This is a genomic window from Paenibacillus montanisoli (assembly GCF_003268025.1).
Lineage (GTDB): Bacteria > Bacillota > Bacilli > Paenibacillales > Paenibacillaceae > Paenibacillus_Z > Paenibacillus_Z montanisoli.
Genome location: NZ_QLUW01000001.1, coordinates 1,041,590 through 1,062,221, shown reverse-complemented (window position 1 = coordinate 1,062,221; position 20,632 = coordinate 1,041,590). Strand labels below are relative to the sequence as shown.

The following is a 20,632-nucleotide window of genomic DNA, read 5'->3' as shown; positions in this document are numbered from 1 at the left end:
TTACATCTCCTCCCGATTAAGATCCGATATAACGGGCATACAACGTTTTGGCGCGAACCACATCGTCCGTTCCTTGAACGAATACGCGGCCGTCGGGAAACAGCACAAGCCGTTCTCCTTCCGGCAGCTCAGCCCGAAGCAGATAGGCGTTCGAGCTCACCTGCACCGTCGCAGGCTCGAGCCGCTCCCGCCAGAGCGCCAGATCGAGCGGCCCGCTTCCAGCCAGTTGAACCGTTTCCCGCCCGCACAACGAGATGGCTGCGTCCTGCTCTGCAGGATCCAAGGCCGGATATTGCTTTAACTGGCAGCAGGGACAGTTGTTCGCCGGTTCCCCTAGCTTCATTTCATAATAGCGGTTATGCCACAAATCAAATGTAACCAAGCTGTTTCGGCGGCTTCCATCCGCTCCGACCAGAAACTTGAGCGCTTCGACCGCTTGATAGGAAGCGACGATATCGACCACGGGCGCAATGACGCCGATCGTATCGCAGGTTTGCCCGCCGCCATCCGCGGAAGGAATGAAGCAGCGCAAGCATGGGGTGCGTCCGGGAACCAGAATCGCGCTCATCCCACGCGAGCTGACGGCTCCGCCATAGGTGAACGGAATCCCTAGCTTAAAGCAGGCGTCATTCAACAGATATCTCGTTTGAAAATTATCGGTGCCGTCCAGCACCAGATCCATTCCCTCAAGCAGAGACTCGATATTCTGAACGGTGACATCCGCAACAATCGCTTCGATCCGGACATCCGAATTGATCTTGCGCAGCTTCTTCTCGGCCGCGATGACCTTGGGATAACCGCTTCGCACATCTTCTTCGTCATACAGCATTTGCCGCTGCAAATTGCTCTGCTCCACGTAATCCCGGTCGACGAACCGCACCAAGCCGACACCGGCTCTTACCATGTGATTAGCCAGCACGGTGCCTAACGCGCCCATGCCTACGATACACACCGCGCTGTCCTTCAGCTTCAGCTGCCCGGCCTCGCCGATCGGCGCAAACAGCATTTGCCTTGAATATCGTCCTTGCACCTGCCCGTCTCCCTTCGACTTATAAATTGCGGAATGCTTCTGCAGCCTTGACTTCATTCTTCAGCTGCCCTTGCTCCGTCAGCCAATCGATGACGGACTTCCAAGATTGTTCCGTTTGGCTGGCGAAAGGCTGATCGCCAGCATCCATAAGCGGCAGCAGGATCGCCAAGCTTTGCTTCTCGACTTCGGCATCGAGCGGGAAATCCTCGCTCTGCTTATTAAGCAGCAGCTGCAGCGCCTCCTCCGGGTGGCTGGCGGTATACGCCTGCCCTTTGGCAGAGGCCTCTATAAAATTTTTGATTGCGTCGCCATTGCTTTGGATCCCCTCTTCGCTTGCGGTCAGCACAAGCTCATAGTAATCCGGCACGCCGAATTTGGAAGGGTCGAAGGCCGTTATGTTCTCGCCTTCCTTCTCTAACAGCAGCTTCTCATGGTTTACATAGCCCCCGATAATGGCATCCACCTTCTTCGTGGTCATGGCCGGAATCAGATCCCAGCCGACATCGGTATACGTCAGCTTAGACGGGTCTCCTCCGTCTGACTCGACCATCGTATTCACGATCGCTTCGTCGAGCGGGATGGAAGGATAACCGATTTTTTTGCCGACGAGATCTTTGGGGCTCTGAATTTCATTCGAATCCAGCACGAGCAATTGATTGAGCGGATGACGAACAACGGCGCCAACCGATACAATCGGAATCCCTTCGGAACGGGACAGGGCCACCTGCATTTGGTAGCTGAGCGCCAAATCCGCTTTGCCGGTCGCCACCAGCTTCAGCGCATCATTCGTGTCCGCGGGCGTTTGCAAGTTGACCTTCAAGCCCGCTTCCTCGTAGTAGCCCAGTTCTTGCGCGGCATACAAGAAGGTGTGCACCGCATTCGGATACCAGTCCAGCAGCACCGTAATTTCGGTCTCCCCGGAATCTGCTTGCCTATTATCGGACGTACAGCCCGTCACTCCTAGTAATACAAGCGCTAGAGCCATTGCGGACTTCCAAGCGCTGCCAGTCCATCTGCGAACCTTCACTTCATTTCCCCCTATTCACTTCACTTCTGCGATGACCAAGGCTGGCTCTTTCCAGCCATTGAACCGCAAAGAACAACATCATGCCCATGACGGACAGCAAAAGCACCCCCGAGAACACGGCTTCTCCCCGCAGCACATTGGAGGCCCGCTTCGTGTACATGCCAAGGCCGTTCTCCCCGCCAAGCCATTCCCCCAGCGTAGCGCCGCCGACGCTGATCGCGGCCGCCATCTTCAAGCCCGTAAAAAATCCGGGCATTGCGGACGGGATCTTCCACTTGAGATAAAGGTCGCGTTTGCGAGCCCCCATCGTCCGCATGAGCGAACCGATGTCGGGATCAGCCGAGCGGAGCCCGTCGGCCGTATTGACGGCAATCGGGAAGAAGGTGAACAAAATGACGACGGCCACCTTGCTCCAGATTTCATAGCCGAACCACATCACCATGATTGGCGAGATGGCGATGATCGGAATCGTTTGAGAGCCGACGATCAGCGGATAAATCGTCTTCTTCGCCAGGCCCGAGCTTTCAATCCAGCCTGCGGAGAGCGTGCCGAATAGGACGGATAACCCAAGTCCCAGCAAGGACTCCCACAGCGTAACCGCAAAATGCTTCCCAAGCAGCTGTTTGTTCTCCCACATGGAGGCAAATACATCCGTCAGCTTCGGAACGATGTAATGCGGAACGTCAAACACGCTGGTCCCGGCTTCCCATAGCGCAGCCAGCAGCAGCACAAATGCGAGGACCGGCAAATGAGCGTGCTTCCCTGAACCTCGTCTGTTCATGGCCGGCCACCTCCCGGGCTACTCATGCCAATCCATCCCAGCAGCTGCCGCTTCAAGCGGATGAACGTCTCGTCCAGCGCCGCTTCATAGCTGCGGGGACGTGGCAGCTGTACGGGCAGCTCCTGTAGAGCCGTAATGGGCGATTGCGCCGCAACGAGCACCCGATCGGAGAGAAGCAGCGCTTCATCCACATCATGCGTGATAAAAAGAATCGTTTTGCGATGCTGCTCCCATACCTGCAGCAGCCATTCTTGCATTCGGATCCGCGTCATCGCATCCAAGGCGCTGAAAGGCTCGTCAAGCAGCAGCAGTTCTCCTCCTGCCAGAAGCGAACGCGCAAACGATACGCGCTGGCGCATGCCGCCGGACAGCTCATGCGGATACTTGCTTTCCGTTCCCTCCAACCCTAGCTCGGGCAGTAGCTCCTTGACTTGTCGGCGGGCTTCCCGTTTCGGGATCCCGCCCAGCTCCAAGCCTAATGCGGCATTATCCAGTACGGTCCGCCATGGCAGCAGGCAGTCCTTCTGCGGCATATAGCCGACCCGGCCCTGCTTGGCCGCCGCTGCCGCCGAGCTGCCGGCCGCTCCGATCGCAATCGTTCCCGCTTGAGGAACAAGAAGGCCGGACAACAGCCGGAAGAGGGTCGTTTTCCCGATTCCGCTTGCCGCCAGGATGCTGACAAACTCGCCTTGACTAATTTCGAAGTCCAGCGATTCGAACAAGGGTGGCTCGCTTGGAAATGAGTAGCTTAACCCGCGCACCGACAACGCGATCTGCTGCCCTTGCATCGCTGCTGAACTCAAACCGGCCACTCCTCTTGCCGGTAAGCCATATCCCAGAACAGATATTCAAGCCTGGACGCGACAAGGAATCGTTCCTCCAGCTGCGCAAGCTCCCGTTCGGGCAGGCCTTCCGCTAGACGATCCATTAGCGAAATGCACCAATCCGCGAGCGCCCCGAATTCATCCGATCCGTACATCAAGATCCACTCCCGGTACAGCGGGTGCTCCAGCGCGCCCGGAATCTTCATGAATTCGACCCCGATTTCCCGGTAGCTCCACATGCACGGAAGCAGCGCGGCTACCACCTCCGCCAGCGAACCTTGCGATGCGGCATCCAGCAAATACTTGGTATATGCGACAGTAGTCGGAGCCGGACGGGTCTGCTCCAGCTCCTCGCGCGTCACGCCGAAGCGTCCCGCATACTGCCGGTGAAGCTCCATCTCCACATGCAGCGTGGAATGAAGCAGCTCCGCGAATTTGACCATCGTTTCCAAGTCTCCGGCCTTCATGCTGCCCATCGCGAACAGCTTGGCGTAGTCGATCAGATAGACATAATCCTGCTTCAGATAGTAGATGAACCGCTCAGGATCGAGCGTCCCTTCTCTCATTTCCGTTAAAAATGGGTGCTCGTGGCTTTTCGCCCAAATGTCATGCGCCGCTTGGTACAGCCTTTCGCTAAACCGGCTCACTGGTTTTCCCCGCCTTCTCCGTCATATGTAGATCGCCTTCCGGCATTTTCCGGTTGCACCAATCGGCGATGAAGCCGATCATCACTTTCGTATAATCAAGTAGCTCCTTGATGTCCAGGCTTTCGTCTACCGCATGAGCGTGCGCCAGCTGCCCCGGACCATAGATGACCGTCGGAATTCCGGCCCGTCCCAGCCAGCCTGCATCCGTAACCGTCGGGCTCATGCCAAACGCAGGCTCGGCCCCCAGCACCGCTTGGTGGTTCGCGAACAAGCTCTTGAACCCTTCGCTATCCATATCGAGCTCTAACGATGGGAAGATTTCGCCGCGCTCCTCAATCATAGAACGACCTCCCCACCGGAAAACAGGCGGATTGTTCCGCAGCCATGGATCGGCTTGGGCAATCCGGAGCAGATGATCCTCCACTTCGGCGGCGACCGTTTCATAATCCTCATTCGGATAAAAATGTACCGTTATCCACAAGGCGCATCTGTCGGCGATAAATGCCGCATGGCGGCCGCCCTCGATAACCGCAGGATTGATCGTATTCGAGCCTGCCGGGAAACCGGGGTAGGACTTCGTCACGGCCCAATGCCGCTCGAGTTCTTGAAGCCCGGCAATGAGCTTCGCCATCTTCTCGATGGCGCTGGCGCCTTGAATGCCGCCGCCCGCATGAATCATGCGCGCCCGCATGCCGTCATGGTAAGTCACGGGACTCTGTATCGTCACCCATCCGGTAATGACTCCGCCTTGCCCTTGAATCTCCAAGCCGCTCGTATCCGCTACGACCGCAAAATCCGCAGCGCATCCTCTTTCCATGCAAGCGCGCGTCCCGGCTTCGCCAGCCTCTTCGCCTATGACCGAATGAAAGTGCAGGTCCCCTTTAAGCTCGACGCCCGCTTCCGTTAACAGCTTCAACGCGAATAAGAGGGCCGCAAGCCCGCCTTTCATATCGGCCGTTCCCCTGCCGTAGACTCTGCCGTCTCGCACCGATAACTTAAACGGATCGCCTTGCCACTCCGTGCTATCTCCTACTTCCGCTACATCCATGTGACCGTTTAGCAGCAGGCTGCAGAAGGCTTCCCTCTTTGTGCCGCGCTTAAGCGCCGTCACATTGGGATCGCCGGGATATACCTCCCACAGCTCCGTCTCGAAGCCGAGCTCTTGGAGCAGCTCCTCGAGATGCCGCTGCGCCTGCAGCGTATTTCGCGCAGGTGGGCTGACCGTGGGATAAGCGACCAGCTCAGCCAATAGAGCAAACAGCTCCTCCTGTCTCTCTTCCACTTGCTGCTGCAATTGCGAGATTTCGAAATTCCTCATCGATGTTCTCCTTTTCCAAAGGAAAGCAGGCCCGAAAACAGAAAAAAACCATTCGAGAATACACGAATGGTTACGATTCGATACGTTCTCTACGCCAGCATTACCTGGTTCAGATTAACGGTCAGGGAAATGCGTTCCCAATCTCAGCCGGACTTCATCCAGCACCCGTAGTCATATTAAGTTATCCTCACTATAGCTCAACAAGGCGCGATTTACAACAAAAGTTATAAAAAAACTAAGAGTCGAGATGAACGGTCAGAATTACTCCATCCCCATTGTCACCGCTCAATTCGTATGGGTGATTGACCGGCACTTGGATCGATTCGTCTTGGGAAATAGGGATATACCGGACTTCAAACCGTTCCCCGTTTACGGTCGCCAAGATGGACTTACGTTCCTTGAGAAACGCCAAATATTCCTCCAGCGCAAACTGCTTTTCCTGCATGATCTTGCTGTGCGGCAAGCCGACATAGCGGAAATGCCAAGGCTCGTATTGAATCCCGGTTATCGCGGTTTTATCCTTTGGATACCGTAAAATAAAGCCGTAGTCAGGAGCATGATTCATCAACCATTCACCTTCGGGAGCCTCGTTCATCGCTTGGAGGGTGGAGCCGATATCTAGCGATAAGCCTAGATTATGCTCGCTATGTCCCGCCGGAAGGGCATAGTCGGCCCCCATCTCCTTATAAAGCTCATTTTGCTCCGCGCGATCGCGATATCCGCTGCTGATGATAAAGTGATTCACGCCTTCCTTGCCGGCATCGTAAACCATTTCCGTGAATTTTTGCAGCACGTTGCTCGGCAGCCGAATCTTATCATTAAGCAGCCCGAATCCGCTTAGAAGCTCCTTGCGTTCGGACAAGTTGACGATATCCGTTTCGACGCTTCCCGGATGGACGGGGTAATCCTTGTTGATTAAGACCAGATTTCCTTTGTAAATTTGCTCTTTTCCTACTTGTATCGTTTGAGCCGGCACCTGGTTTGACTCGGACGCGCCGCCCATGCCCGGCAGATCGATCTCGACTTCTTGCTTCTGATGGAATACTACATAGCCGGCAATCAGACAAAGTACAAGCAAAAAACCCCGCTTCCTCAATTTCAATTCCTCCTTAGCCTTGTGTTCCACTAAGATAGAGAAAATTGTTTAAGAAGAAGCAGGGAAAACATAAAATTTTTCTTAAACATCAATCATAATCGGCAGCCGCACTTCAAAAACGGTCCGAATCAAGCTGCTTTCGGCGCTTATCGTACCGCCATGCTGCTTCACTATGTTTTGGGCGATGTACAAGCCTAGGCCTGTACCGCCTTCTTGATGCGTGCGCGCTTTGTCTCCCTTATAGAACATATCGAACAGATGCGGCAATTCCTCTTTCGGAATCGCATGGCCGTAATTGACGACTTGCACGACCGCTTCGGAATCCTCGAAACCGCAGGTAATATCAACAAACTGGCCGTCTTTGCCATACCTGGCCGCGTTCGAAAGCAAATTTTCAAACACGCGCGCAAGCAGTTCGCCATCGCCTAAGATCATTGCATTCGGTTCAGCCGTTAATCTGGCTGTCAGATGGTTATTTTCAAAGATGGGATACAGCTCTTCGATTAATTGACTCAGAAGCTCATAGAGGTCGATAGGTTGTTTCTCGATGGGAAGCCTGCCGTAATTCATTCTCGTGATGTCGAACAGCCCTTCGATCAGTTTTTCCAATCGGCGCGATTTCATCAAGGCGATCGTTGTGTAATGCCGGACTTGCTCGGCCGTCAACTGTTCGTTTTTGAGAATCAGATCCAGATAGCCTAGGACGGAAGTAAGCGGCGTCCGCAGATCGTGAGCCAAATTCAAGACGAGCTGATCCTTGCTGCTTTCGGCGAACTCTCCTCGTTCGACAGCTTGCTTCAATTGTTCGATCGCCTTGTTAATGTCTTCCGCAACGTCCTGGAACTCATCGCCGGAGGTCAGCTCCACCCGGGCATTTAAATCGCCGGCGGCAAGACTTCGAATGCCCGCGGATATTTTATGAAAGTACGCTGCATAGGGCTTCGTCAACAGAAAGAAAAACAAAAACGAAAGCGGAATAAAGAAAATAAGAAAGAAATTCAGGTCTCCGATGTTTCGGATGAAGTCGCGCCATCGAGCCGCGGAATCCTCAAACTGAACAGTCGTGCGATAATAATACTGAAGGATTCTGTACAACAAGTAGGTAAGTAAACCGGCCGCAAGCGTGCTAAGCCCGAATAACAAGACCATTTTCGCCCTGAAGCTGCTCAGCCATCTATCCATTGAATTTATACCCTACTCCCCAGACTGTTTTGATAAATGAATGGTTGGCTTCGCCCAATTTCTTTCTAAGGGTGCGAATATGGACCATGACGGTATTCCCGCTTCCGTAGTAAGACTCTCCCCACACTTGCCGGAATAGATTTTCGGCGCTGAATACCTTGTTCGGATGACGAGCCATCAGATACAAAATATCAAACTCTTTCGGGGTCAGCTCGATGTTCTGACCATAACGAAGTACGGTGCGTTTGTCCGGATCCACGATCAAGCCGCCTGCTTCCACGACCGGATTGCCGGCTTGCCTCGATTGATTTAATGAGAAGGAACGGCGCAATTGCGCTTTTACCCGTGCGACCAATTCCATCGGGTTGAACGGCTTGGTCATATAGTCGTCCGCCCCAATGACGAGGCCTGTGATTTTATCCAAATCCGATGTTTTGGCGCTTAAAAAAATAATAGGCAGGTCGTATGTTTCGCGAATTTTCCGAGTCACTTCATGTCCATCCAGCTTGGGCATCATAATATCCAGGATGGCCAAATCAATCGATTGGGATTGAACCGCATGAACCGCGGCGGCGCCGTCGGATACTTTAACGGTCCGATAGCCTTCTTGTTCTAAATGGATCGCGATGAGCTCGGCAATTTCCGTATCGTCATCCGCGATCAATATGGTGGCACGCGTCATGATTCGAACTCCTCTATTGATTTTGGTTCCATTATACACCAAATCAAAAAACACGCTGAATCAGCGTGTCGAATTCACTGCGATATTCTATTTAAACAAACCGGCAATGATCTTGATCGTATTCACGACAAGACCAATCGTTCCAACCAAGAAAAAGAGCAACGAAATAAATACGGCAGGGCGGGTAAGCGATCCCCAAATCGCATCTGCCAAGATAAATAGCCACTCGAAATACCACCAACCTACTCTGTTTTCGGCTTTCTCCACTCTATAATTTTTAACATGCCCGATGACGTCTTTCAACGTTCTCCATAAGAAAAAACCGCCGATTATCATAAGAATGAAACATACGAGCCAACCTTCAAGCCATTCCTTCATCCGAATATTCTCCTATACCATCATGATCGATCGTCTGGATGCATGAGTGTTAGTACGCGTCTTATCACTCTCAGTTTCATCCATGAATTGGTACTTTAAACGGCAAAAAAACCGTGCGATAGAGAGTCCCCATCGCACGGCCGGTTCATGTCGGCTTATTTCTTCTTGTTGTCGTATGCCTTTTGGTAGATTTCCAGATAGTGGTTCAAATTCAAGCCTTCGAAGCCCTTCACATAGCTGTCCCACTCCGAATCCGACAGACTCTTGGAGCCCGTTACGAACTGCGCCATATTGGAGCGGACGTATTCATTGATTTGCGTACGCAGCATAATCGTTTCCTTCGCGTCGTTCTCATCCATGAAGATCGTGAGCGGGAACGTCTCTTCCGGCTGCTTGTTCTCGTAATTGTTCGCTGTCTCGGTGAAGAGACGGAATTCATAGCCCTGCTGGGAGAACATATCCGCCGGCGCTGTCCAGGACTCGCGGATTTCGCGCGTACGTCTCGTGATGCCCATTTGATCCCATGTATCGTTGAACGTCGTGCTTAGATCCCAATATTTTGGCTTGATGGTATACTTGGCCGGATTGCCGTGCACATCCTTCTCGCCATCCTTCGCTTTATCCCAATAATTCCCTTCCGGGCCGTACTCGTTCAAGATGGCAAATTCTTCGGAATACATGTAGTCCGCCATTTTAATGGCCGCAATCGCCTCTTCTTCCGAAGCTTTATTCGTAATGGCGAACTGCCCGTTACCGTAAGCCTTGTAGTAGCCTGCGAACGCGACTCCGCCAGGACCTTGCAGCGGCGGTACCGTTACATAATCCTTATGACGGTTCTGTCCTTCCGCCAAGCTGAAGGCCATACCGATATGACCCGCCGTTACGCTGCCGATTACATTGTCCCCTTCTTGGTTGCCCACTTGCGCCAATTGGTCAATGTTCTGCGTAAAGGCTTCTTTGTCGATCAAGCCATCGCCGAAGAGCTTATTGATATAAGTCAAGCCTTCGCGCCATTCCGGCTGCGCGGCTGCCAGTTGAACCTTACCGTCTTTCAAGTAGAAGAAGTCTTCATCGTTATCATAAATAAAGGCGTTCATTAAGAAGTTGGAAGGAATGCCGTGCCAGGTGTTGAATGCGCCGGACAGCGGAATTTCGTCCGCTTTGCCGTTGCCGTTCGGGTCCTGCGTTTTGAACGCCTTCAGCACTTCGTAATATTCGTCCGTCGTCGTCGGCATTTTCAGGCCGAGCTTGTCCAGCCACGTTTTGTTAATCCACAGCTTCTGCGAATACCAGCAGTGGAAACAGTCGTTAATGTGCGGAAGCGAATAGATATTGCCGTCCGGAGCCGTGATCGCGTCCTTCAGATCCTTATCCTCGGTGAACGCGCGCTTGATTTCATTGCCATATTTCTCAATCAAATCATTCAACGGCATAAGAATGCCCTGCTTGCCGTAGTCGATTTGCTCCGCCTGCGTGAAATTACCAGAGAGGAACACAGCCGGATAATCGCCGCTCGCCAGCATCAGCTTCTTCTTATCTGCTGCATTAGCGTTTGGCGTTGCGTCAAATTTAAACTTAATATTGAGTTTTTCTTCAACTTGCTTCGTTACCGCATTCGTATTGATATCCTCAATCCGGGGCGAAACGCTGACGAACGTGTTCAGCGTGACGGTTGCTCCGGTATCAATCTTATTGCCCGAGCCGTTATCCGCGCCAGTGCTGCCTCCATTGCCTCCATTGCCGCCATTGCTGCTGCATGCCGTGATGATTAAAGCGATCATGACTAGTAAAGCAAGCATTTTCGAGCTTCTCTTCTTGTTCAAGACAGACGCCTCCTCGATAATTACAATCTTATCATGCTTCTCTCTTCTCGCACATGCTTCGATACAGCTAACCGCAGGCATCACCTCCAGGACCGAATAAGGCCGATTATCCTTTCAGCGAGCCGATCAGAATGCCTTGCACAAAATATTTCTGCACAAACGGATAGATCGCGAGCACCGGTACCGTAGCGACGACGATGAGCGAGAATTTGAGCAAATCCCGCAGCCCTTGCATCGCGGCCATTTTGTTGGCGTCCACCATCATGCTCGAATCGATGGAATTGAGGATCAGAATATTGCGCAGCACGATTTGAAGCGGGAACAGATTTTGCGATTTTAGGAAAATGAGCGCTTCGAAGTAAGCATTCCAATGACCGACCGCATACATGAGCACAAGTACGGCCAAAATCGGCTTCGAGAGCGGCAGAACGACTCTCCATAAGAAGCCAAGGTCCGAGCAGCCGTCAAGTTCGGCAGCCTCGCCAAGCTCCTTGGGGATACTGGACTGGAAGAAGGTTCTGGCAATGATGACCTGCCAGACCGCCAATGCGCCCGGAAGCAGCATGGACCATCTTGTATCCAGGAGGCCGAGATTTTTTACCGTCAAATAGTAGGGAATCAAGCCGCCGCTGAACATCATCGTAACGACCATGATGATCATGATGACATGCCGTCCGTAAAACGTCGTTCTGGAGATCGGATAAGCCAGCATGACGGTCATGCATACATTGATTAATACTCCAAAAACAGTGTAGAAAAGCGAGTTGCCATACCCCGTCATGACTTGCGGGTTGGAGAAGATCGCCTTATAGCCGGCCAAGCTGAAGTCCACCGGAAATAACCACACTCTTCCGCTGATGACCGCCTGAGGCGAACTGAAGGACGAGCTTAAAATATAGAGGAGCGGATACAGCACCGCCAGAAGAATGAGCGCCAAGAAAGCGTATATTGCCGTCAAAAACAGCTTGTCGCCGAACGATTCTCGAATCGCGTTTGAACGTGCCACTGGTGATCGCCTCCTACCATAAGCTGCTGTCTGATACGCGTCTAGCGAAATAATTGACGCTCAGCAGCAGGATGAGATTGATGACCGAGTTGAATAAGTCGACGGCAGCCGAGAAGCTGAAGTTCGCGCCAAGCAAACCGATCTTATACACGTAGGTCGAGATAACCTCCGAGGTGCTCGTATTGAGCGGATTCTGCATCAGATAAATCTTTTCAAAGCCCACGTTCATGATTTGTCCGACGTTCAAGATGAGCAAAATGATCGCTGCGGGCATAATGCCCGGAATATCGATATGCCACACCTTCTGGATCCGCGAAGCCCCGTCGACTCTGGCCGCTTCATACAAATCGGTATTGATGCCGGACAACGCAGCCAGATAAATGACGGCACCGTAACCGATGCCCTGCCAAACGTTGGACCAGACGAAAATGCTGCTGAAGTAGCTCGGAATCCCCATAAAGTTAGCGGACTCCATGCCAAACAACTTTAGAATGTGATCGACAAAACCCAGTCTTGGCGAAAGGAACAATATAATCATGGAGACCATGACGATCGTCGAGATGAAGTACGGCGCGAACGTCACCATCTGCACGAAGCGTTTGAACCGCATGCTCCGCACCTCATTCAGTGCGAGAGCCAGAATAATCGGTGCCGGAAACCCGACGATCAGCGAGTAAATACTAATAATAAGAGTGTTTTTAATGAGCATCCAGAAGTTCGGCGATTTGAAGAACGTGATAAAGTTGTCCAAGCCGACCCATTCGCTCCCCGTTATGCCCCTTACCGGACTGAAATCCCGGAATGCGATCTGGGCTCCGTACATCGGGACATATTTGAAAATAAACAAATAGGCAATCGGCAGCACGACAAGCAAGTATAACTGCCAATGCCGCTTCACCCGTTTGCCCCGATCCCTCAGCAGGAGCGAGGTGCCGCTTAGGCGGGCTTGCGATTTCTCCCTTTCGATGACGCCTGTCGATGAAGGCATGTTGTCACATCACTCCCCTAAATTGAAGTAGTGGCCTTGATTGATTTCAACGATAAAGGACGAGAAACGCGCAGACAACAACCACTAATCCACCCTAGAATCAATTTTCCAAAGCCGCGCCGTTACTGGCTTTTCGGCCGCTAGCGCTCATCTTTCCGTTACCGCTCATCTTTCCGATTGCCGCCCGTAAAATAAAGAAGCTGCCCGCAAGCAACACTTCTGCTCGCGGACAGCTTTTATCGTTTTACAGGAGAATTTCACATCATTTTTATATCGCATGACGCTTGCGAAAATCGACGGGGGATATCCCCTCCACTTTACGGAACACGCGCCGAAACGTCGCTGCATTCAAATAACCGACGCGCTCACCGACTTCTTGGATCGAATCCGGCTCTTCCAGGAGCCTCTTCTTCGCTTCCGAAATGCGCAGCTGGGACAAGTAATCGAGAAAGTTTTCGCCGAACTCGTCTTTGAAGAGCTGGCTGATATATTTGGCGCTGATGCCGAATTTGTCCCCGAGATATTCGAGGGACATCTCGGGATTAGCGAAGTGAACGCCAATATAGGCTCTTATGTCCTGCAGAAGCTGATGATGGAGTCTGCTGCCGTACAAGAGCTCCATTTGATCCGCATAGTTCTGCAGCGTTACGCCGAACAGGGATTGCAGCTGTTCGAGCGTATCGAACTCTTCGATAATGTGGCGCAAAGAGGCCGATGCTTCGGTCGTCCAAACATCGTAATAATCTTTGGAAGCTTGAGAGAGCTGAAGATCCATATGAGCGACAAAATAGCGGCACAGATCGCTGATCTCGCTTCTCGGCAGGCAGCAGCATCTCATGCCGTTGAACAATTCGTCGAAGCTCTCCCTCCAGCCCTCCTCATGAAGACGGAATTGCTGGATGAGCCGATGGATCGCCTGCAGATGCTTGTTCGTTTCCTTCTGGGTAGCCGCATGCTGCGTCTCGCTATAATGAATGACCCGGTTGTGGCCCAGCGCGGCTTTGAACGTCAATGCTTCCAGCGCTTGTCTGTTGGAAACCCCTGCATTGGCAGCATCTGAAGCCGTTTCTCCGAGCCCGATCGTCACCGAGAATGCCAAATGCTGGTTGATCCAGGCGTTTATGCGCTCGCAGATCGTTTCGGCGTCTTGGTCGGATGTGCCGGCCAAGAACAAGATGCCCGTCATTTGCAGCGGCGTTGTCCACTCCAGCCAAATCGGAACGCCATGCTGCGTGAACAACTCATGGGCTGCGCTGCTGATGACAAATTTGAATAACGATTGGTCACGGCTTTTATAGTGATGAAACATATGCTCCGGATTATCGATCTCAATGACGAATACCCGCAGCTTGTCGTGCGTTGGCAGCGCCGTTAGATCAATCGCATCTGCTTGCGCGCCTCTCTCGGACTGCATGAGCTCCCTGAAAATAGCCTTCTGCTTCCGTACTGCCGATTCTTCGGCTTCCTTGCGGAACAGCTTCGTCTGCTCGGCAAAATTGTTGATCGCGGTTTCAATGAACGTAAATTCATCCACCGCCAGCCTTCCAAGCGTCGGCTTCCCCGCTCCGAACTGATCTTGAACCCGGAATACGAGCTCTTCGATCGGCTTGTAGTTCTTGCGCGTTATGTAGACGATCGAAACGCCGCCGGCCAGGAAAATCAGCAGTCCCAGCACCAGCCAAATGCTCGATAGATTCGAAATCGCGGAAACGACCTTCCCGTTTACGACGCCGCTCTCTACCGTCCACCCGCTGTACGCCGACGTCTGGCTGGCAAGCACCTTGCCGGTTTGCTCGGCCTCGCTCGGCATAAACAGCGGCTGGCCATCTCGATCATACAACGTGACGAACGCCTGCTTCGGATCGTACATGTCTTTAATGATGTTTCGCAGCGATGCCGCACTGACATTTACCACAACCATCCCGTCCGCGCCGCTGCCGACGGAAACCTTTCGAACGAGACTGATGACTTGTTTGGGCTTCTGTGAAAGCAGCTCGCGATAGGTCCGGATCGAGCTCCATGTGGAGGTCTGCTTGTCATTGTGCTGCATCTGGCTGCGGATGAACGCGATATCTTTAAAGTCATCCATGTTCGTCGTCATCCCGCTGAAGACGATGCCGTCTTTGAAACGGACCAAATAATAGGAATCGATGATCGACATTTCTTGCTGCATTTGAAGCATCCGATTGACGATCTGATAGTTCAGGAATACGTTATCGCTGCCGCTCTGAAGGAAAAAATCGTTCAGCAGTTTGCTGGATACCAGCTCGCGGATCATCATCGTGTCCAGCGTCTTTAAGCTGACATCGACCGACTGGAGCAGCTGGTTGGCGAAGACTTTGGTGGATGCTTTCGTATTGCGGTTGTTTTGTTCGACGAGCGTCTGAAAGAAAACAAAGAAGAGAAAGGAGAACATGATGCAGAATATCGGCAGGTAAGACCATATCATCTTTCGCAGCCATGTACGGTTCAAGTATCATCATTCCTTAAAGGAAGTTTATATACGCATACATAGGGTGTGAAACTCTCGAATGAAACCGTATTCATTTATTATTATTTATTATACGCATTAGGATATTGATCGTCTATGTTAATCCTGTCCGTCATTTTTCATCCATTTCCATCATCAATAGTAAAAAATACCCGGACTGGCTCTCGCATCTAAGCCATTTGCGCCTCGATCGACAAATTTCGTGCAAACGAATACAAAATTCCCACTAGATGTCTACGAATATGTGCTATACTTTCCTATAGTTTTTGTCAACAGACTAATAGAGAAATCGGTGATCGCATGTTTCAATTCAAGTGGTTATGGCACAATTTGAAGGGAGATCGCGTACGGTATATTCTCGCTTTATGCCTATCGGTCGTGGGCTGCTCGCTAACGATTATTAACCCGTACATCGGTCAGCGCATCGTCGATCTATTCATCGCCTCGGACGATGCGGCACAGCGTTTGACTACCGAGCGCGGGCTGCTGGTCGGCCTGGGTTTGGCGATGATCGGCTTTTCCTTGTTGAGGACGGGATTGGCCTACTTCACAACGATGCTGTTTGAACGCGCCTCGCAGAACCTGTTGTTCCGGGTTCGGATTTACCTGTACAACAAAATTCAGGGCCAGGACATGAGGTATTACGATCGCAACCGCACCGGAGATCTCATGACCAAAATGACCGGCGACCTCGAAATGGTACGTCACTCGCTGTCATGGATCATCAAGACGATCATTGAATCGTTGACGGTTTTTACGGCAGCGGTCGTCTACTTCTTCTTTATCGACGCCGAGCTGACGCTGTGGCTGCTCATCCTGTCGCCGCCGATTGGGATTGTGGCGTTTATTTTCGCCAGACGCGTGCGTCCCATGTATGTCGATCTGCGTGAGCGCTTGTCGCAGCTGAATACGACCACGCAAGAGAATATCGCCGGAAATCGCGTCGTCAAGGCATTCGCGCGCGAGGACTATGAAATCAAGAAATTCACGGAGAAGAGCATGAACTATTCCGTAGCCAACAAGGCGGCAGCCATGGTATGGCTGGACTACTTCCCGTATTTGGAAATCTTCTCCCAGGGCTTTGCCGTCATCCTGATGCTGGCCGGCGGCCTGTTCGTCATGGAAGGCCGCATCACCTTCGGGGAGTTCGCCGCTTTCTCGGCGCTGATATGGGGACTTTCCAACCCGATGCGCAGCATAGGCATCGTCATTAACGATATTCAACGCTTCTTCGCAAGCCTTGCCAAGATCATCGAAGTGTATTATGCCAATCCGGACATCGTCAATGAGCATAAAACCGAGGTGAAACGGCGATACCAAGGCCGCATCCAGTTCGAGAATGTAAGCTTCAAGTATGACGGCGCGACGGTGCTGGAAAATATCAGCTTCAAGATCGAACCGGGCGAAACGATCGCGATCATGGGTGCGACAGGCTCCGGCAAAACGACGCTCATCAACCTGATTCCGCGCTTCTATGACGTGACGAATGGCCGCGTCCTGGTAGACGGCACCGATGTGCGCAAGCTGGGGCTCGATGAGCTGCGCTGCAATATCGGCGTGGCGACGCAAGATGTCCTGTTGTTCTCCGATACGATTGACGGCAACATCGCCTACGGCGATCCCGATATGCCGGAGGAAGATGTCATGAAGTTTGCCAAGCTCGCCGCCGCCCATGACTTCATCAGAAAGATGCCGGAAGACTACAATACCATCGTCGGCGAACGCGGCGTCGGCCTGTCCGGCGGGCAGAAGCAGCGGATCGCGCTGGCTCGGGCATTGGCCGTGCAGCCTCCGATCCTGATCCTCGACGACACGACATCCGCCGTCGATATGGAGACGGAGGAGCATATTCAGAAGAGTCTGCGGGAGCTGGACTTCCCGTGTACGAAGATCATTATCGCCCAGCGCGTATCCACGACGGCGGAGGCGGACCGGATTCTTATTCTGGATAACGGCCGAGTCATTGAAGAAGGCACGCACGCCGAGCTTCTGGCAAAACGCGGTTACTATTACGATGTATTTATGCTGCAGAACGAAGGCATTGGAAGGGAGGCGATGACGCATGGCCAGAAATAAATTCGATATCGACGAAAGTCTGGAAACCCCGTTTAACATCCGGCACTTCCGGCGGGCTCTTGTTTACATCAAACGGCAGAAGAAGCCGATGATCATCGCTTTCGTGCTCAGCGCCCTGTCGGCCGGCATCGCGCTCTCCGCGCCTCTCATCATGCAGCATGTCGTTGACGTGACCATTCCCGCGAAGAACGCCCAGGCGCTGATCGGATGGTCGCTGCTCATGCTGGCTACCATCGTCGTCAGCGTCATCCTAGCCACGATCCGCTCACGCATGATGACCCGCGTGGGGCAAGATATTATTTTCGATATCCGCTCGGATTTATTCAAGCACCTGCAGGAGCTGCCGTTCCAATATTATGACGACCGTCCGCAGGGCAAAATTCTCATTCGGGTCGTCAACTACGTCAATTCCGTATCCGACGTGCTATCCAACGGGATCATCAACTTAATATTGGAAATATTGAATCTGCTCTTCATTGCCATCTTCATGTTTGCCGTCGACGTCAAGCTTTCGTTCGTCATTCTAGGCGGCTTGCCGGTTTTCCTTGGCATCATCCTGCTCATCAAGACTAAACAGCGCCGGGCCTGGCAAGCCGTATCCAACAAAAGCTCAAACTTGAATGCATATACGCAAGAGAGCATCAGCGGCATCCGCGTGACGCAAATCTTCAACCGCGAAGCGCATAACGAAGGCACTTTTTCCCGACTATCCACCAATTACCGCAATGCATGGATGAGAACGATGTATTTGAACTTCCTGATCCCGTTCTCGGTAGACAACCTGGCGACGATCGTCACTACATCGCTTTATTTCGTCGGATTGCTGGCACTGGGGCCGGAAGAAGTCACCTTCGGCGTCATTCTCGCCATGAGCAGCTATGCGGCGCGCTTCTGGCAGCCGATCCTGAATATTTCGAACCTGTACAACAGCTTTATCAACGCCGTCGCTTATCTGGAGCGCATCTTCGAAACCCTTGATGAGCCGGTAACCGTTAACGACGCTCCGAATGCGCGCGAGCTGCCGCCTATTAAGGGCAAGGTCACTTTCGAGGATGTGACCTTCGCTTATGATCCGGGATTGAATATATTGGAGAACCTCTCCTTTGACGTAAAGGCTGGAGAAAGCATCGCACTAGTCGGCCCAACAGGCGCTGGCAAAACGACGGTCGTTAACCTCATCTCGCGCTTCTATAATATTACGGGCGGCAAAATACGCATCGACGGCCATGATCTATCCGAAATCAAGCTCAAATCGCTTCGCAGCCAGATGGGCATAATGCTGCAGGACAGCTTCATCTTCTCCGGCACGATCATGGACAACATTCGCTACGGCAGGCTCGACGCCACCGATGAAGAAGTGATCGCCGCCGCCAAGACGGTTTGCGCCGACGATTTCATCCGCGAGTTTGAGAAAGGCTATATGACCGAGGTCAATGAACGCGGCTCGAAGCTATCGCAGGGCCAGCGGCAGCTCATCTCTTTCGCTCGTACGTTGCTTGCGAATCCGCGCATTCTTATTCTGGACGAAGCGACTTCATCCATTGACGCCCAGACCGAACGCTTGCTCCAGAAAGGCTTGAACGAATTGCTGAAGGGACGAACGTCGTTCATTATCGCGCATCGTCTATCAACGGTAAAGAACTGCGACAAGATTATGTACGTGTCAGACAAAGGGATTGCGGAAAGCGGCTCGCATAACGAACTCATCATGAGGCGTGGCCGGTACTACAAGCTGTACTCCGCCCAGAAAATGCAGGCATAAGCTACAACATGAAATAAGCCCCCGATCATATATCGATCGGGGGCTTGCTCTTGTTGCATAACCGTTTGGTTCTATTCACGACCGCTTAACGTGATATGACTAAATCGGGCTTCTCCGTCCGTAACAAAAACGCCCCATTTTCCTTGTTTATGATCATACATCCTAGCGCTCATCGCAACTTGATCATTTAGATAGATTTCACAAATCGAATCTTCCATAATGACTTTTAGTTCATAAGGTGTTTCCGGTACCAGCGTAATGGGGCGCTCAAGATCGACAAGATAAGGCACGTCCCCTCTTCTGGGCCAGCAATCGAAGACGAATCGGTTACGATCCGGTTCCAGTCGAATATAGTAACCATTCTCCAGGTCATCATCGAACCTCAGCATCATCCCGCAGCTCCGCGTGTTTTCCGAGAAAGTGATCGTAGCCGCGAGTTTACAGCAGGATGGCAGTTCCCCCGAAATCGCGCATGAGAACGAATCCGCTGCCGCACTCTGCAGCCTATCCCCGTCAATATCCCATTTGCCGATTCCCGGCTTAAACGGGACAGGCAAATCCCGCTTGAAAACATGATCGATTTGTTCCGGAATACTCACTCTCAGCGTACCGTCAAGACGCTGAATCACTTCATGGACGACCAGATTTCCTCCCCATTGCCATTGGCCGTCGTCGCGATCATCCGATTTTGTTGGATTCCATCCGAATACATAACGCCGGTTGCCATCGCTGAACGTTTTGGCCGCGTAGTACGCTCTACCGTCAAAAGCATCATCATCAGGCGCGAGCCATGGACCTTGGAGAGATTTGCTCATTCTGTAGTGGGTCACCCATTTATCGCTGAACGTTGAGAACACGAGGTACCACCAATCCCCCATGCGGAACAGATCCGGGCACTCATGGGTGTAATATAAATGAGGAGACCAGAACGGATCGCGCACCTCCCAATGCTTGAGATCCTTCGATGCGCACAGCGCCGTGCAGCCCCTTCTTCTGGAGGGGCCGTCCTTCAACCGGGCGGCCAACAGCATCCAATACTCTTCGGCCTCTTCGTTCCAGAACACGAACGGATCTCTCCAGTCGTGTGGTTCGTAGAGCTCGGCAGGCGCGAAGAACGTATCTTCCTCAGCCTTCCTCCAATGAAGCAGATCGTCGCTCACCGCGTGCATGACGGCTTGAGCCGGCTTCCCCTCTGGCATGAAATGAGGATTGTGGCCCGTGTAGAAGATATGATATTGTCCTTTCGCTTCGATGGCGCAGCCCGTAAAGATATATAAATCCTGCTCATGCTCCCCGCCCCTCGGGATCACTTCCCCATGCTCCTCAAACTGGACAAAATCGTCCGTACTGATCAGATACCAGGGCGTTCCTTCTCCATATTGCTCTGAATTTCGCCAGTCCAATAGATAAAACAGTTGAAAGCGTCCGTCCTTATAGAACGGAATAAAATCTCCTGCCCAGCCATCCTGCGGTTTGTAAAACAAACTCATGCATGATTCCCCTCTCTTAATATCATGCTTT

17 protein-coding genes are annotated in these 20,632 nt (G+C 52.3%); 2 read left to right on the top strand and 15 right to left on the bottom strand.

Translation table 11 applies throughout. The features are described 5' to 3' along the window. Positions 1-16: 16 nt before the first annotated feature. The 14 genes from DL346_RS04605 to DL346_RS04540 form a co-directional block, all read right to left on the bottom strand. Positions 17-1,006: a ThiF family adenylyltransferase gene (locus DL346_RS04605; RefSeq protein ID WP_420849536.1), complete on the bottom strand. Its 990-nt coding sequence runs from the start codon at positions 1,004-1,006 to the stop codon at positions 17-19. A 43-nt stretch (positions 1,007-1,049) separates the two neighbouring features. Then, positions 1,050-2,057 (bottom strand): ABC transporter substrate-binding protein, encoded by a 1,008-nt coding sequence (locus DL346_RS04600; RefSeq protein WP_240633028.1) that lies wholly within the window; start codon positions 2,055-2,057, stop codon positions 1,050-1,052. A gap of 1 nt (position 2,058) precedes the next feature. Next, a complete protein-coding gene (locus tag DL346_RS04595) occupies positions 2,059-2,838 on the bottom strand; it encodes an ABC transporter permease (protein ID WP_112880866.1) in 780 nt (259 codons plus the stop codon). Then, positions 2,835-3,650 (bottom strand): ABC transporter ATP-binding protein, encoded by an 816-nt coding sequence (locus DL346_RS04590; RefSeq protein ID WP_420849511.1) that lies wholly within the window; start codon positions 3,648-3,650, stop codon positions 2,835-2,837. Before DL346_RS04590 ends, DL346_RS04595 begins: the two co-directional genes overlap by 4 nt. Further along, positions 3,638-4,309: a thiaminase II gene (tenA, locus tag DL346_RS04585; protein ID WP_112880865.1), complete on the bottom strand. Its 672-nt coding sequence runs from the start codon at positions 4,307-4,309 to the stop codon at positions 3,638-3,640. The genes DL346_RS04590 and tenA overlap by 13 nt, the downstream gene beginning before the upstream one ends. Continuing rightward, positions 4,296-5,627 carry an acetylornithine deacetylase gene (locus DL346_RS04580; protein ID WP_112880864.1) on the bottom strand — a complete coding sequence of 444 codons (1,332 nt, stop codon included), beginning with the start codon at positions 5,625-5,627 and terminating at the stop codon, positions 4,296-4,298. The genes tenA and DL346_RS04580 overlap by 14 nt, the downstream gene beginning before the upstream one ends. A 235-nt stretch (positions 5,628-5,862) precedes the next feature. Next, positions 5,863-6,723, bottom strand: a complete 861-nt coding sequence (locus tag DL346_RS04575; RefSeq protein WP_338066287.1) for a M15 family metallopeptidase — start codon at positions 6,721-6,723, stop codon at positions 5,863-5,865. A gap of 81 nt (positions 6,724-6,804) precedes the next feature. Continuing rightward, positions 6,805-7,905, bottom strand: a complete 1,101-nt coding sequence (locus tag DL346_RS04570; protein WP_112880863.1) for a HAMP domain-containing sensor histidine kinase — start codon at positions 7,903-7,905, stop codon at positions 6,805-6,807. Then, the gene (locus tag DL346_RS04565; protein ID WP_112880862.1) at positions 7,898-8,587 is read right to left on the bottom strand and encodes a response regulator transcription factor; all 690 of its coding nucleotides are present in this window, start codon (positions 8,585-8,587) and stop codon (positions 7,898-7,900) included. Before DL346_RS04565 ends, DL346_RS04570 begins: the two co-directional genes overlap by 8 nt. 87 nt (positions 8,588-8,674) lie before the next feature. Beyond that, positions 8,675-8,965, bottom strand: coding sequence for a hypothetical protein (locus DL346_RS04560; protein ID WP_112880861.1), 291 nt, complete (start codon positions 8,963-8,965; stop codon positions 8,675-8,677). A gap of 155 nt (positions 8,966-9,120) precedes the next feature. Then, complete coding sequence (locus DL346_RS04555) at positions 9,121-10,788, bottom strand: type 2 periplasmic-binding domain-containing protein (RefSeq protein WP_338066286.1); 1,668 nt, start codon at positions 10,786-10,788, stop codon at positions 9,121-9,123. A 106-nt stretch (positions 10,789-10,894) separates the two neighbouring features. Continuing rightward, positions 10,895-11,794, bottom strand: a complete 900-nt coding sequence (locus DL346_RS04550) for a carbohydrate ABC transporter permease (RefSeq protein ID WP_112880860.1) — start codon at positions 11,792-11,794, stop codon at positions 10,895-10,897. Between the two features lie 13 nt (positions 11,795-11,807). After that, positions 11,808-12,782: an ABC transporter permease gene (locus DL346_RS04545; protein ID WP_112880859.1), complete on the bottom strand. Its 975-nt coding sequence runs from the start codon at positions 12,780-12,782 to the stop codon at positions 11,808-11,810. Positions 12,783-13,050: 268 nt separating this feature from the next. After that, positions 13,051-15,255: a helix-turn-helix domain-containing protein gene (locus tag DL346_RS04540; RefSeq protein WP_112880858.1), complete on the bottom strand. Its 2,205-nt coding sequence runs from the start codon at positions 15,253-15,255 to the stop codon at positions 13,051-13,053. A gap of 318 nt (positions 15,256-15,573) precedes the next feature. Between DL346_RS04540 and DL346_RS04535 the strand changes: the two genes are divergently transcribed. Together DL346_RS04535 and DL346_RS04530 are read left to right on the top strand one after the other, a co-directional pair. After that, positions 15,574-17,349 carry an ABC transporter ATP-binding protein gene (locus DL346_RS04535; protein WP_112880857.1) on the top strand — a complete coding sequence of 592 codons (1,776 nt, stop codon included), beginning with the start codon at positions 15,574-15,576 and terminating at the stop codon, positions 17,347-17,349. Then, positions 17,336-19,111 (top strand): ABC transporter ATP-binding protein, encoded by a 1,776-nt coding sequence (locus tag DL346_RS04530; RefSeq protein WP_112880856.1) that lies wholly within the window; start codon positions 17,336-17,338, stop codon positions 19,109-19,111. The genes DL346_RS04535 and DL346_RS04530 overlap by 14 nt, the downstream gene beginning before the upstream one ends. A 71-nt stretch (positions 19,112-19,182) precedes the next feature. Here DL346_RS04530 and DL346_RS04525 read toward each other — a convergent pair whose 3' ends face one another. Beyond that, the gene (locus DL346_RS04525; protein WP_112880855.1) at positions 19,183-20,601 is read right to left on the bottom strand and encodes a glycoside hydrolase family 32 protein; all 1,419 of its coding nucleotides are present in this window, start codon (positions 20,599-20,601) and stop codon (positions 19,183-19,185) included. Positions 20,602-20,632: the final 31 nt, after the last annotated feature.

What these genes read in the sequence shown, in the direction of transcription:
- DL346_RS04605 (WP_420849536.1), bottom strand. Translation starts at nt 1,006, where the DNA reads ATGCTGTTTGCGCCGATCGGCGAGGCCGGGCAGCTGAAGCTGAAGGAC.
- DL346_RS04595 (WP_112880866.1), bottom strand. Translation starts at nt 2,838, where the DNA reads ATGAACAGACGAGGTTCAGGGAAGCACGCTCATTTGCCGGTCCTCGCA.
- DL346_RS04525 (WP_112880855.1), bottom strand. Translation starts at nt 20,601, where the DNA reads ATGAGTTTGTTTTACAAACCGCAGGATGGCTGGGCAGGAGATTTTATT.
- DL346_RS04560 (WP_112880861.1), bottom strand. Translation starts at nt 8,965, where the DNA reads ATGAAGGAATGGCTTGAAGGTTGGCTCGTATGTTTCATTCTTATGATA.
- DL346_RS04565 (WP_112880862.1), bottom strand. Translation starts at nt 8,587, where the DNA reads ATGACGCGTGCCACCATATTGATCGCGGATGACGATACGGAAATTGCC.
- DL346_RS04580 (WP_112880864.1), bottom strand. Translation starts at nt 5,627, where the DNA reads ATGAGGAATTTCGAAATCTCGCAATTGCAGCAGCAAGTGGAAGAGAGA.
- DL346_RS04535 (WP_112880857.1), top strand. Translation starts at nt 15,574, where the DNA reads ATGTTTCAATTCAAGTGGTTATGGCACAATTTGAAGGGAGATCGCGTA.
- DL346_RS04530 (WP_112880856.1), top strand. Translation starts at nt 17,336, where the DNA reads ATGGCCAGAAATAAATTCGATATCGACGAAAGTCTGGAAACCCCGTTT.
- DL346_RS04545 (WP_112880859.1), bottom strand. Translation starts at nt 12,782, where the DNA reads ATGCCTTCATCGACAGGCGTCATCGAAAGGGAGAAATCGCAAGCCCGC.
- DL346_RS04570 (WP_112880863.1), bottom strand. Translation starts at nt 7,905, where the DNA reads ATGGATAGATGGCTGAGCAGCTTCAGGGCGAAAATGGTCTTGTTATTC.